Source organism: Bacillus sp. FSL K6-0069 (assembly GCF_038007785.1).
Taxonomy (GTDB): domain Bacteria; phylum Bacillota; class Bacilli; order Bacillales; family Bacillaceae_G; genus Bacillus_A; species Bacillus_A mobilis.
On the sequence record NZ_JBBOXN010000001.1, the window covers coordinates 3698788 to 3712733 of the forward strand.

The 13946-nt window shown below is 36.9% G+C and carries 13 protein-coding genes; 1 reads left to right on the forward strand and 12 read right to left on the reverse strand.

Annotated features, from left to right (window positions below; genetic code table 11):
* Positions 1-53 precede the first annotated feature (53 nt).
* The 3 genes from recG to MHB74_RS18855 all read right to left on the reverse strand — a co-directional run bounded on the left by recG (position 54) and on the right by MHB74_RS18855 (position 4454).
* The gene (gene recG / locus MHB74_RS18845) at positions 54-2102 is read right to left on the reverse strand and encodes an ATP-dependent DNA helicase RecG (protein ID WP_061678213.1); all 2049 of its coding nucleotides are present in this window, start codon (positions 2100-2102) and stop codon (positions 54-56) included.
* A 290-nt stretch (positions 2103-2392) separates the two neighbouring features.
* On the reverse strand, positions 2393-4069 hold the full coding sequence (locus tag MHB74_RS18850; RefSeq protein ID WP_061678214.1) for a DAK2 domain-containing protein: 1677 nt from the start codon (positions 4067-4069) through the stop codon (positions 2393-2395).
* 22 nt (positions 4070-4091) lie between these two features.
* Positions 4092-4454 (reverse strand): Asp23/Gls24 family envelope stress response protein, encoded by a 363-nt coding sequence (locus tag MHB74_RS18855; RefSeq protein ID WP_000021109.1) that lies wholly within the window; start codon positions 4452-4454, stop codon positions 4092-4094.
* 375 nt (positions 4455-4829) lie between these two features.
* Here MHB74_RS18855 and rpmB point away from each other — a divergent pair, with 375 nt between their 5' ends.
* Entirely contained in the window at positions 4830-5018 is a 189-nt protein-coding gene (gene rpmB / locus MHB74_RS18860; RefSeq protein ID WP_000124776.1) for a 50S ribosomal protein L28, read from the forward strand.
* A gap of 73 nt (positions 5019-5091) precedes the next feature.
* On the opposite strand, the gene spoVM is transcribed toward rpmB, so the two are convergent.
* The 9 genes from spoVM to fmt all read right to left on the reverse strand — a co-directional run bounded on the left by spoVM (position 5092) and on the right by fmt (position 13923).
* Positions 5092-5172 carry a stage V sporulation protein SpoVM gene (spoVM, locus tag MHB74_RS18865; protein WP_001213599.1) on the reverse strand — a complete coding sequence of 27 codons (81 nt, stop codon included), beginning with the start codon at positions 5170-5172 and terminating at the stop codon, positions 5092-5094.
* 66 nt (positions 5173-5238) lie between these two features.
* Positions 5239-5919: a thiamine diphosphokinase gene (locus MHB74_RS18870; RefSeq protein ID WP_061678215.1), complete on the reverse strand. Its 681-nt coding sequence runs from the start codon at positions 5917-5919 to the stop codon at positions 5239-5241.
* 99 nt (positions 5920-6018) lie between these two features.
* Complete coding sequence (gene rpe, locus MHB74_RS18875; RefSeq protein WP_061678216.1) at positions 6019-6663, reverse strand: ribulose-phosphate 3-epimerase; 645 nt, start codon at positions 6661-6663, stop codon at positions 6019-6021.
* Between the two features lie 2 nt (positions 6664-6665).
* Positions 6666-7547: a ribosome small subunit-dependent GTPase A gene (rsgA, locus tag MHB74_RS18880; RefSeq protein WP_001113938.1), complete on the reverse strand. Its 882-nt coding sequence runs from the start codon at positions 7545-7547 to the stop codon at positions 6666-6668.
* 268 nt (positions 7548-7815) lie between these two features.
* Entirely contained in the window at positions 7816-9789 is a 1974-nt protein-coding gene (gene prkC / locus MHB74_RS18885; protein WP_061678217.1) for a serine/threonine protein kinase PrkC, read from the reverse strand.
* An 8-nt stretch (positions 9790-9797) separates the two neighbouring features.
* Positions 9798-10550 carry a Stp1/IreP family PP2C-type Ser/Thr phosphatase gene (locus MHB74_RS18890; RefSeq protein ID WP_061678218.1) on the reverse strand — a complete coding sequence of 251 codons (753 nt, stop codon included), beginning with the start codon at positions 10548-10550 and terminating at the stop codon, positions 9798-9800.
* A 4-nt stretch (positions 10551-10554) separates the two neighbouring features.
* Entirely contained in the window at positions 10555-11643 is a 1089-nt protein-coding gene (gene rlmN, locus MHB74_RS18895; protein WP_000450538.1) for a 23S rRNA (adenine(2503)-C(2))-methyltransferase RlmN, read from the reverse strand.
* Positions 11644-11647: 4 nt separating this feature from the next.
* Positions 11648-12982, reverse strand: a complete 1335-nt coding sequence (gene rsmB, locus MHB74_RS18900) for a 16S rRNA (cytosine(967)-C(5))-methyltransferase RsmB (RefSeq protein ID WP_061678219.1) — start codon at positions 12980-12982, stop codon at positions 11648-11650.
* Positions 12979-13923 carry a methionyl-tRNA formyltransferase gene (gene fmt / locus MHB74_RS18905; protein ID WP_061678220.1) on the reverse strand — a complete coding sequence of 315 codons (945 nt, stop codon included), beginning with the start codon at positions 13921-13923 and terminating at the stop codon, positions 12979-12981. The genes rsmB and fmt overlap by 4 nt, the downstream gene beginning before the upstream one ends.
* Between the last annotated feature and the right edge of the window lie 23 nt (positions 13924-13946).

Genomic DNA, 13946 nt, shown 5'->3' on the forward strand with positions numbered 1-13946 from the left:
GTAGTATATAATCATTAAAAGTAGAATGCAACAAAAACTTTTGTTGCCTCCCTTTAATCGAGCTTCTCTCCTTGGAACACACCTGTCCCGTCAAGATAAGTACGTAGCGAAGCATATTGATCATTATGCCAAAACGCTTCGGAATCTACTAGTAATGCTGCATCTTGTCTTGCAGTTTCTAACGCTCGATAATCATGTACCATATCAGCAACCTTGAATTCTGGTAAACCACTTTGCTTACTTCCAAAGAAATCTCCAGGACCTCTTAACTCTAAATCTTTTTCTGACAATACAAATCCATCGTTCGTTTCGGTCATAATACGCATTCGCTCTTTTCCCGTTTCCGATTTTGGATCCGCGATTAATAAACAATATGATTGTTCACTACCACGCCCAACACGTCCCCTGAGCTGATGAAGCTGCGATAAACCGAAACGCTCTGCATCATAAATAACCATTACAGTCGCATTCGGTACGTTCACACCTACTTCAACAACCGTTGTCGACACGAGAATTTGCACTTTATTTTCACTAAATTGTCCCATTATCTCTTCTTTTTCTTGAGATGATAATCTTCCATGCATTAATCCAACTTGACATTTCCCTTGATAATGATGAGTCAGCATACTATGTAAGTCGATCGCATTTTGTACATCAAGTTTCTCAGATTCTTCAATAAGGGGACAAATTACATATGCTTGTCTTCCTTTTTTTATCTCCTTCTCCACAAAACCGAGAACTCGATCTAACATATCATGTTTTGCCCAGTATGTTTCAATTACCTTTCTACCAGCTGGCATCTCATCGATTATAGAAACATCCATCTCTCCAAATGCAGTAATTGCTAACGTACGCGGAATTGGGGTCGCTGTCATAAATAATACATCTGGACTTTCACCTTTCTCCCTTAAAACTCGTCGCTGTGCTACACCAAATCGATGTTGTTCATCAGTAATAACGAGACCTAACCTATGAAAGATAACTTCATCTTGAATTAAAGCATGTGTTCCGACAAGGATATCTATTTCTCCTTGTTCTAATTTCGCCAAAATCTCTCGACGCCTTACACCTTTAACAGAACTTGTTAGCAATTCAACCTTCATACCAAAGTGTGAGAACGTCTCTGCGAGCGATTGATAATGTTGCTCCGCTAAAATTTCTGTAGGAACCATTAAAGCACCTTGATAATGTGCTAATTTCGCTGCATAAAGACCAATCGCTGCAACGACTGTTTTCCCAGAACCTACATCACCTTGCAACAGACGATTCATTCGATAAGGAGATGTCATATCTTTCATAATTTCATCTACTACCCGGCTCTGCGCACCAGTTAACGGAAACGGAAGTGCATCGATAAACTCTTGCAATTCTGCTGAAGGAATTTCTTTTTTCGTCCCTTTCGAATTTTCCCTCTCCATTTTCCGTAATGTTTGCATTTTCAGCTGAAATAAGAAAAACTCCTCATATACAAAACGGCGACGTGCTTGTTTTAAATCTTCCTGCCCTGCTGGAAAATGCAATGCCCGAAGCGCTTCATAACGCGGCAATAATTTATATCGACTAAGCAATCCATCAGGCAGCACTTCAACTATAGATTCTCCATACTCCTTGAATGCTTGGGCAATAAAACGGCGCATCTGCTTTACTGTAAGTTTCCCTTTCACTGAGTATACAGGCTCTACTTCTTGTTGACGTGCAACTGGTCCAAAATGAAGCTCTGATACCGCAATCGTTTGACGATGCTGATCCCATTTACCAGTAATCGTTACCGTTTCCTCTAAATTTAACTTCTGCTTATAGTACGGCCTATTAAAACATACAGCTGTAATTAAATAACGACCGACGAGGACACGAACCGTAAGACGCGACTTCTTCTTCCCGTAATATTGTAGTAAAGGAGCACTATGAACTTTCCCTTCAACTGTTACCCGTTCATCATGCTTTACTTCAGCAAGATCTTTCATCGCATAATCTTCATAACGGTACGGAAAATGTTCTAATAGATGAGAAACTGTATAAATTCCCATCTCGTGTAGTAATTCAGATGTTTCTCCTCCGATTCCCTTTACATCCGTAACAGGAACTTGTACAACTTCATTCAAGATTCTCACGCTCCGTCACATTATTTTCTTTGATTCATTATCCATTAACGCGATTGACATCTGTAATCGCTCTATTTTACCTTATATATTCTATCATAGGCATTCTAAGAGAAACTACTCAAATCCATCATAAGCAACACGAAAGAAAAGAGCCTCACTATTAGCAGCAAGGCTCTTTTTCATCTTCAATATGCTAGCCTTTTGAATAAAAACTAGTAATAAACTTCATATTACTACTTCTTATCCATTAGCAAGTAAGTAATCCATTTATTTTCAAAACGAATTTTTTCTTATTCTACAGAGAAGATGAAAGAATACACCGGTTGGTTTCCAGCATGTACTTCTACTTCTGCATCTTCAAAATTCTCTTCTACAAATTCAACTAACTCAGCTACTTCTTCGTCAGTCGCATCTTCACCTTGTAGAATCGTTACGATTTCAGAATCTTCATCAATAAGTGCTTCTAGTAATTGCTTTGCAGCCCCTACTTTTTCAGCATTTGTTGATACGATTTTTCCATCTGCGATACACATGAAATCATCTTTTTGAATTGCTACACCATCAATTTCCGTATCACGTACCGCATACGTAATTTGACCGGTTTTCACATGAGATAAAGCTTCTTTCATGTTTTCTTCATTCTCTTCTAACGTTCCAACTGGATTAAATGCTAACATTGCAGCCATACCTTGAGGAACTGTTTTCGAACGAATCACAATCACTTCTTGATCAACAACTGACGCTGCTTGTTCTGCTGCCATCACGATATTTCCGTTATTCGGTAAAATAATGATTTTTTCAGCGTTCGCTTCTTCAATCGCCTTCACAATATCCTCCGTACTTGGATTCATCGTTTGGCCACCTTCGATCACTTTCGTCGCGCCAATGCTCTCAAATAAAGTTTTGATACCAGATCCCATAGCTACAGTTACGATACCGTACGGTTGTTTCTCTTTAGACTGGCTAGTCGGCTCAGGCATCATAGTAGGCTCATCTAATAAAGCAGTATGCTGTTCACGCATATTTTCTACTTTAATCTTAATTAAACTACCATAGCGTTGTCCATAATTCATAGGATCTCCAGGATGTTCCGCATGAATATGAACCTTAACAACCTCATCATCTGATACAACAAGTAGTGAATCTCCGTATACACTAATATCTTCACGGAATTTTTGTTCAGAGAAATTATGTTCTTTCATTTTTTCAGGCTCTAATTTCACCATGAATTCCGTACAATATCCATACTTTATATCTTCTGTACTCAATTGGCTTTGTACACTACGGTGATGTTCTGCGCGTACCATGTCATTCATAGATGGTTGGGCAGACACATTAGAAGAAATCGTTTCTCCTTTTAAGTCAGCTAAAAATCCTTCATATACAACAACAAGACCTTTACCACCGCTATCTACAACGCCAACTTGTTTTAATACAGGTAATAAATCTGGCGTACGATTTAACGATGCATTTGCTTCTTTCACAACGTCTTCCATAAACAAAACAAAGTCGCGCTGTTTTTTCGCAACTGTCACTGCATATTTACCCGTTTCTCTTGCAACCGTTAAAATCGTTCCTTCAATCGGTTTCATAACCGCTTTGTAAGCCGCTTCTACCCCAGCATCTAAAGCTGCAGCAAAATCAACTGTTGTTAATTCTTCTTTTTGTTCAATGGATTTAGAGAAACCACGGAATAACTGAGATAAAATAACACCAGAGTTACCACGAGCTCCCATTAATAATCCTTTGGCTAAACTTACGCCGACTTTACCAGCATGCTGTGAAGGATTTTCTTTCACTTCACGTGCGCCTGAAGTCATTGATAAGTTCATGTTTGTACCGGTATCGCCATCTGGAACTGGAAATACGTTTAATGCATCAACAAGCTGAACATTATTTGTTAAATTATTCGCTCCTTGCATGATCATTTGTGATAAACGTTTCCCATCAATTTTTTGAATTGACACAGATTTTCCTCCTTAATGCACATTACAAGTTTATTACTTTAACTCCTTGTACGTAGATGTTTACAGAATCTACTGCTAGTCCTACAGTTTGATCTAATGTATATTTCACTTTCGTCTGCACGTTATGTGCTACTTCTGAAATTTTCGTACCATAGCTCACAATAATATACATATCAATATGTACTTCATCTTCATCTTTACGAACAATAACACCTCTAGTGAAGTTTTCTTTTCGTAAAATATCTGTTAAACCATCTTTTAACTGATTTTTTGATGCCATACCTACGATACCGTAGCAATCTACTGCGGCACCTCCAGCAATTGTTGCAATTACATCTGTACTAATATCAATTTGACCATACTTCGTTTTAATTTCAATTGACATCTCGTTTCCCCCTTCATAAATGGTGAAAGTGAGCTAGACTACTTTAGTTACTATCATATAATCTTTTTAAAGAAAATTCCATCGTTCTTTCTTTTCACTCTCATATTTTATGTTTTAAATCACATTTTTTATGATGAGCAAAATAGTCCATTGTTATTATACAACATGTACCACTATAATATGTCAAGTAATTTTTCTTGATTTCAGCTTTTCATCATCGACATATGGTGTCAAGTAATTTTTCTTGATTTCTTTTTTCTACGGTGTTGCATTCTCTTTTTAGTTGTGTTAAATTATAGTAGTGTTTTTAGCATCGCAAAAAAGACTAACATTGAAAAATTACGTATGGTAAGGTATCAAGGGAGGGAAATATAAATGGCTCGTGTTTGTGCTATCACTGGAAGAAAAGCTCGTTCTGGTAACTCTCGTTCTCACGCAATGAACGCTACAAAACGTAAATGGGGCGCTAACCTTCAAAAAGTTCGCGTACGCATCGACGGAAAAGTTCAACGTGTTTACGTTTCTGCTAGAGCATTAAAATCTGGCAAAATCGAACGTGTTTAATAATAAAAAAAAGAGCCTCTAGGCTCTTTTTTTACTATGACAATGAAAAAAGCACCGGTAATAGGTGCTTTTTTTAATCTTTTTTGAAGGTATTTAACATGGCACGAACAATTCCACCAAGAAATTTAGGTAACTTAATTGTATAAAATCTCATGGTTTCCCTCCTAATCCCCATTACTCCACTTGTTCACTATATGATGTAAGGAGCAAAATTGTTTCTTTAATCAGTGCTTCTTATCACCATTAATATGCCAGAAGTAAATGAAAAAGTACCTTTTTCCTCAACGAGTTCATTACTAATACAAAGTGTTGATCCCCATTCTATTGTTTTATTAGTTAGAGGATACTTAAATCCAAGCAATGTAATCCCTTCCACTATTTCAGTAACCGGCACAAAAGATACATAAGGGAAATTTTTATTGTCTTCAATTATATGTGTACCCACTTTTTTCACGCTTATTTCATTTTTATTGTCTACAATACACATTTCTATCTCTACTTCTAACCCTCTTAAAAGCATCTGTATATTTGCTAAACCGTGATCGAGCCTGCCACCGGTGGCACCAAAAATACGAATCAATGTCGGATTTTGTTCTAACGCCCAGTTAATCGCAATTTCTAAATCTGTTTGATCTTTTTCACGAGGAACAATATGTAAGTCATTTGTTTGCTGGCCCATCCATACTAATTCTTCTTCAGTAACTGAATCGTAATCTCCAAACGCAACAGCTGGAGTAATCCCTCCTTTTAATAAGCGATATACGCCTCTATCAACTGCCGCCCACACTACTTTCTCACTTTCATATCGAGAAAAATCTGCACAATATTCCGCAGGTCCGCCCGCTAAAATATGAATAATCATGTTTCCTTCCCCTTCTATTGTAAAAAGGCAATCTGCCATTCGGTAGATTGCCTTTTTACATATTTTTTCTCTATCCTTTATAAATAGTGAAAACTTACTACACTAGAAGTTTCACTGGGATAAAGACTCGTTCATTCATTATCCACGAATGACACGAATTGCTTCACCGCGGTCTTTTTGATTGTATACTGCTGATCCAGCTACAAGTACATTTGCTCCTGCTTCAACACAAAGTCTTGCTGTTTCAGCATTTACACCACCATCAACTTCAATTTCTACTTCTAGATTGCGCTCTTTAACCATTTCTGCAACTTGTTTAATTTTCGGTAATACAGAATGGATAAATTTCTGCCCACCAAATCCTGGGTTTACTGTCATAAGTAATACCATATCTATATCTTCTAATACATGCTCAATCGTTGAAACTGGCGTATGCGGATTTAATACAACTCCCGCTTTAATGCCATGAGATTTAATTAACTGAATTGTACGATGCAGATGAGGGCACGCCTCTACATGAACAGTAATAATATCCGCTCCCGCTTTTGCAAAAGTCGGGATATAGTTATCAGGATTTTCAATCATTAAATGTACATCTAATGGTAACGATGTAATCGGACGGATAGCTTCTACAATTAATGGTCCAATCGTAATATTTGGTACGAAATGTCCATCCATTACATCGACGTGAATGTAATCCGCTCCGCCTTTTTCTACATCTTTAATCTCTTCCCCTAATTTTGAAAAATCTGCTGATAAGATCGATGGTGCAATTTTAATCATAACTAATACCTCGGCTTTCTCTCTCTAATTTCTTCTACGAATTGTTTGTAATTCTTATAACGATATTCTGTAATTTTTCCTTCTTCAACCGCAGCCTTCACAGCACATTTCGGTTCGGAAAGATGTGTACACCCTCTAAATTTACAGTATTGGCTCGCTTCTTTCAACTCTGGAAAACAATATGTAAGATCTTCTACCTCTATATCTATGAAATCAAGTGAACTAAAACCAGGTGTATCTGCAACTAGTCCGCTTCCAACCGCAATTAATTCTACGTGTCTTGTCGTATGTTTCCCGCGTCCTAAATGCGAGGAAATATCATTCGTTTTCAATTCTAAATCTGGGCGTAAAACGTTAAGCATAGAAGATTTTCCAACACCAGATTGCCCTGCTACAACAGAAACACAGCCTTCTAAGAATGGTTTTAAAATATCAATACTTTCCGATGTATTTATAGAAGTAAATAATACATCATATCCCATCTCACGATAGTCATTCGCATAAGATTCAACAGTCTCTCTCATTCTTTCATCCACTAAATCCATCTTACTAATACAAATAATCGGCTTAATATTATGATATTCAATCAGCACTAAAAATCGATCTAACAGTCCCGGATTAAAATCTGGTTCTACTGCTGAGAAAACGAGAATTGCTTGATCAACATTAGCAATAGGAGGCCTAACAAGTTCATTTTTTCGATCAAATACTTCAAGCACGTATCCTTCACTCGGATTATCTGCTTGAAAAACAACTTGGTCTCCTACCAGTGGTGTAATTTTATTTTTTCTGAACACACCACGCCCGCGGCATTGGGTAATCCCTTCTTCATGCTGCACATAATAAAACCCACTTAGAGCTTTTACAATTTTTCCTTCTGGCATATAATTCTCCTTTATTTTGTATAAAGTGAACCTGTAATTCATATTGAATGGATTAGAATTCTTTAAATACTTATTTCAAAACCCGTCATATATACAAGTTAATATATTTAATCTACCATCAAATTCAACATATTATTTATAACAGTATCACTTTTATAACTTTTTGAATCATATATTTTTGCCTGTTATACATTCCACTATAAGTGGACAGCATAACAGGCAAGAGTAATACGTTCCATCCCCTCTAGAAAGAAAATGGAAGTCATCATTATTGAGTTGGGTATGGTACTTCTTTGTCGATAATCGTTACACCATCTCGTACAATTTTATAGTGTCCTTTTGTACCTTCTTGAATTACAAATTCTAAAGAAATAGTTGCCGACTCTGAAATTGTTCTAGTTTCAATTGGTCTATCCATTTTTTGTTGCATATCTTCTTTATAAATTTCTATCGTTTGCGGTTTTTTCTCACCTATTATAGAAGACTCATACGGAATAGAAATATTATCCACTTTCACTGTTTTCGTTACTTTCGGCTTAGGACCCTCTGAGATGACAATCGTCACTTTATCTCCTTCTTTTAACGGTGTTCCTGGTTTTGGAGATTGCGAAATTACAAGTCCTTTATCAACAGTATCGGAATACTCTCGTTTTATATCTGGAGTTAGTTTTCTCTCATTCAAATAACCATTTACGCTATTTTCAGTCCATCCTGAAAAATCACCTGGCCTAATTTGATAAGGACCTTTACTTACCCAAATTTTCAGTTCTTGTTCCGCCTCTACTACCATTTGATCCGGCGTTGGGATTTGCTCTACGATTTCACCTTTCGGCCTATCATTTTCAATATAATTTATTGTAACTTGCTTATATTTTTCTTCTAATTCAGCCCTTATACTCTCAAAATCTTTTCCTGTGAAATCACTCATCTTACTTTTCTTTTTTCCGCCTGATTGATAGATAGTAATTTTAGAGTTTTCTTTCACGACTCTTCCTGCCACAGGGTCTGTTTTTATCACATCACCGGCTTCAACATCATCTGTATATACAATATTAGGTTCCGTAACCTCAAAACCCTTTTCAACTAATTTATTTACCGCTGTCGCGTACTTCATACCAGCCACATCAGGGACTTTTACATCTTTTGGAATAAAGAATCCTGGAATTACAGTAAGCGCTAACGTTATTCCAATTGCTAAAAGTAAAAATGTCGTTATTAAAACCTTGATCCATTTATTACTTCTTTTTTTCTTCTTATTTGATTCCGTTTCTTCTTTTCTTTTCTGTTCATCCACTTTACTTCCTTTTAAAACAATTGTTTCATCAGTTACATTTTCGAATAATTGTTCTTGTTGAATAATAGGAATCGCTTTTGTCGCTTCCATATCTTCCGGTATGTAAAATGGCTGCTCATTTATCCTCTCTGGATATAGCGCAGTTTCAATATCTCGTTTCATCGCATTGGCAGATTGATATCGGTGAAACGGATCTTTCGCAGTTGCCTTTAATATAATATTTTCGACACTTTGCGGAATATTTTCATTCCATCTCTTTGGAGACGGAATTTCACTTTGTAAATGTTTTAAAGCTATAGCAACAGCAGATTCGCCAGAAAACGGTTGTCTTCCTGTTAACAACTCAAACATAACGATTCCTAGAGAATAAATATCTGATTGTTTATTTGCTATCCCGCCGCGTGCTTGTTCTGGTGATAAATAATGCACCGAACCGAGTACCGAATTTGTATGTGTAATTGTTGTTGCACTTGTAGCTGTCGCAATTCCAAAATCTGTTACTTTTATTACTCCATCAGCTCGAATTAAAATATTGTGTGGTTTAATATCACGGTGCACAATTTCAAAATGATGGGCGTGTGCCATGGCGGATGTTAACTGCTCCATAATATCAAGAGCTTCTCCTATAGGTAACATCCCTCTCTCAATTATGTATTGCTTCAATGTTTGTCCTGGTACATACTCCATTACAAGATAATATATACCATCTTCTTCTCCGACATCATACATATTCACAATATTTGGATGCGACAACGTTGTAACAGACTGCGCTTCTCGATGGAAACGTTTAATAAACTCTTCGTTATTTGAATAGTCGAGTCTTAATATTTTTACCGCTACATCTCGGCCAAGTATATCATCATGAGCTAAATACACATTGGCCATTCCACCGCCACCAATCATTTTCAGTAGCTTATAACGGTCATTTAAGCGTTTTCCAATCAGCACGTTGCACTTCACCTACTTTCGTTTGTCGAACCCGCATAATCAATAAGAACAAGGGTGATATTATCTTCCCCGCCACGATCATTCGCCAATTGAATGAGACGTTGTCCCTTAGCTTCAAGCTGTTCATTTAGCTGTAAAATTTGTTGCATATCAGCAATAGAAACTTTGTTAGATAATCCATCAGAGCAAAGAAGTAACTGATCATCTTCCTCAAGCACCAATGTTTTCACATCTAATCCGACTTTTTCTTCTGTTCCTAATGCTCTTAACAAAACATTCTTCTTCGGGTGATATTCTGCGTCTTCTTTTGAAATTTCACCATGTCTCACAAGTTCATTTACAAGGGAATGATCTTCCGTTACAAGCGAGATTTCCCCCTCTGATACCATATAACAACGACTATCTCCTATATGACCTATTGTCACAAAGTTTGGCGTACAAATCGCTATTATAAGTGTTGTTCCCATACCATTACATTCTACATGTTGTTTAGAGTACTCATATATACGCTCATTAATAATCCCAACACTCGTATGTAACCACTCTTCTACTTTTTTTGGTTCATTCATATTATGCGTTTGCTTCCAATAATCATGGAATAATTGAATGGTCATCGAGCTAGCCACATCACCAGCTCGATGACCTCCCATTCCATCTGCTACTACCGCTAAAATATTTCCATCTAAATTGTGAAAAACTCCTGCACTATCTTCATTATGTTGACGAACTTTTCCTTTATCCGATAGAAACACGGCTTTCATCTCGTCACCTCGTCTCTTCTTTACGCTCCTTCGCACGTAACTGACCGCAGGCTGCATCAATATCATGACCTTGTTCACGGCGAATTGTTACATTCACTCCACGATCTTTTAACGTTTTTTCAAATAAGAAAATTTGTTCACGTGGCGTACGTACATAATCACGTTCAGGTACGTAGTTTACCGGAATTAAGTTTACATGACATTTTACACCTTTTAAAAGCGCAGCAAGTTCTTCAGCTTGCTCAACTTGGTCATTTTCTCCTCCAAATAAGCCATATTCAAACGTAATACGACGCCCTGTTTTATTTACATAGTATTTAACAGCTTCCATTAAGTCTGGTAGCTTATAAGCACGGTTAATCGGCATTAATTTTGAACGTAACTCTGTATTTGCAGAATGCAATGAAATCGCAAAATTAATTTGCATATCTTCTTCAGCGAACTTATAAATTTTTGGAACAATTCCACTTGTTGAAACTGTCATATGTCTTGCGCCAATATGAATTCCTTTTTCATGGTTTATAATGCGTAAGAATGACATTAAGTTGTCGTAATTATCAAACGGCTCTCCAATTCCCATAACAACAAGTGAACTTACACGTTCTTCTGTTTCATCAAGTGCACGTTGCACTTCTACTACTTGCGCTACAATCTCTCCAGCCTCTAAGTTTCGTTTTAACCCACCAAGTGTAGATGCACAGAACGTACAACCAATACGGCATCCGACCTGTGTTGTTACACAAATAGAATTTCCATATTCATGTCGCATTAACACTGTTTCAATAGAATAACCATCATATAATTGGAATAAGAATTTAATTGTTCCATCAGAAGACGTTTGTTTTACCAATGTATTTAAAGTAGTAATATCAAAGGAATTCGACAATTTATCGCGTAATCCTTTAGAAAGATTCGACATGTCGTCATAATTTTTTACACGTTTTTTATATAGCCAATCAAAGATTTGTCCTGCACGGAACTTTGGTTCTCCTTGTTCCTTTAACCAATCTTGCATTTCATGAAGTTGTAAAGAATAAATTGATGGTTTCTTCGTTTCTAGATTTTTCTTTTGTTTTCTCACAGTCGTTTCCACGATGCTACACCTTCTTCCTTAAACAAGCAATATAAAAGCCATCTGTTGCAAAATAATGCGGTAAAATTCGTACTTGACCTTCATCAATATACGGATTTAACTTTTCTGGCATGCGATCTTTTATCGTAGTATCCCATTCAAATTCAGGATGCTCTTGTAAAAATTGCTTAATTACTTGTTCATTTTCTATTTTTTCTATTGTGCACGTACTATAAACAAGGCGACCACCTTGTTTTAACAATGGTGCTATTTTTTCTAGTATTGCAAGTTGAATCGTCGATAATCTTTCACTATCGCCTTTATTTTTACCTAACTTAATATCAGGTTTACGTCTAATCACACCAAATCCAGAACATGGTGCATCTACTAATATTTTATCAAATGTTTCATTTGCAAAGTGTTCTTGCACTTTTCTAGCATCTAGTGCTTTTGTTTCGACATTTTCTAGACCAAGTCGCTCTGCTTGTTGTTTAATTAAACGTACTTTGTGTGCATGTAAATCAAGAGACATAACTTGACCTGTTCCTTTTAATCGCTCTGCAATGTGCGTTGTTTTTCCGCCCGGAGCAGCACAACTATCAAGAACTACATCTCCCTCATTTGGTTCTAAAGCGCGCGCTACAAGCATAGAACTTTCATCTTGAATAGAAAGAAAACCTTTTTTGAACGCATCTGTATGCGCTACATTCCCTCTTTCAATTTGAATTGCATCCTCTGATAAATCGCCGCGCTTCGCTTCAATACCTTCACTAGCCAACAACTCAATCGCTTCTTCTACTGTTATTTTATCAACATTTACACGCGCTGTTGGTACTGGGGGTAACATGTTCACTTCACACATTTTCTCTGCTGTATCTAAACCATATTCAGATGCCCAGTCTTGAACAAGCCACATTGGATGACTTGTTGCAATTGCCAAACGTTCTACTGGATCCTTGATTTCATCTACAGAAGGTACCCCTTCTCTCTGAATCGAACGTAATACCCCGTTTACCATACCAGCAATCCCTTTATGCCCGCGACGCTTTGCAATTTCAACTGCTTCATGAATAGCCGCTCTTTCGGGCACTCGATCTAAATAAATCATTTGGTATAAAGATAAGCGAAGTAATACTCTTACCCACGCCTCAACCTTCTTTTTTAAAAAAGGCTGTAAATAATAATCTAATGTGTCACGACGTTGAATCGTTCCATATACAATTTCAGTTAACAAACCAATATCTTTTCTATCAATTGCATTTTTTTCAATTAGATTGTTTAAAAGTAAGTTACTGTATGCACCACTTTTTTCTACTTGAATTAAGCCATCAAGAGCTAACTCACGAACATTTTTACTCATGCATTTTCTCCTAACTTCGTTCCAATTTCAGGTTTTGTGCCGCGTAAAAATTGTGAACAACTCATACGTTTTTTACCAGAAGGTTGCAATTCAGTGATTTTAACACTTGTCTCATTCCCTGTTGCAACAACAAATCCATCTTCTTCAAGAGCTACTATTGTACCTGGTTCAGCTTTCTCTGTAATAGAGACCTTCTCTCCCCACCATACTTTAATAACTTGTCCTGCCAAAGTCGTATAAGCAACTGGCCATGGATTCAATCCGCGAATGTGATTGTATACTTCTTCACCTGTTTTTGTCCAATCAATTTTCTCTTGCTCACGTTTTATATTATATGCAAACGTTACTTCTTCTTCGTTTTGTTTAATTGGTTCTAACTTACCTTGGATTAATAAAGGTACTGTTTTAGATAGAAGGTGTGCCCCTGCTTCACTTAACTTATCGAATAAAGAACCTGTCGTTTCACGCTCTTCAATCTCCACTTCTACTTGCGTTAAGATATCACCAGCATCCAATTTCTCTACCATATACATAATTGTAATACCCGTTTTTTCTTTACCTTCCATAATTGCATAATGGATTGGTGCACCACCACGAAGTTCAGGTAGTAAAGACGCGTGGACGTTAATACATCCATACTTCGGTGCTTCTAAAATTTCATTTGGTACAATTTGACCGAAAGCAGCTGTTACAATTAAATCTGGCTCTAATGCCAAGACTTGTTCATATTCGTCTTTTTCACGAATTCTTAACGGTTGTAACACCGGAATACCATGTTTTTCTGCTTCAACTTTAACAGGTGTAGGTGTTAATACTTTTTTTCTACCTACCGGACGATCAGGCTGCGTCACAACACCTATTACATCATAGCCATCTTCGATAAGACGACGAAGCACCGGCACTGAAAAGTCCGGTGTTCCCATAAATACTACTTTTATCATTAAAAAACCGCTCCTTTTAATAC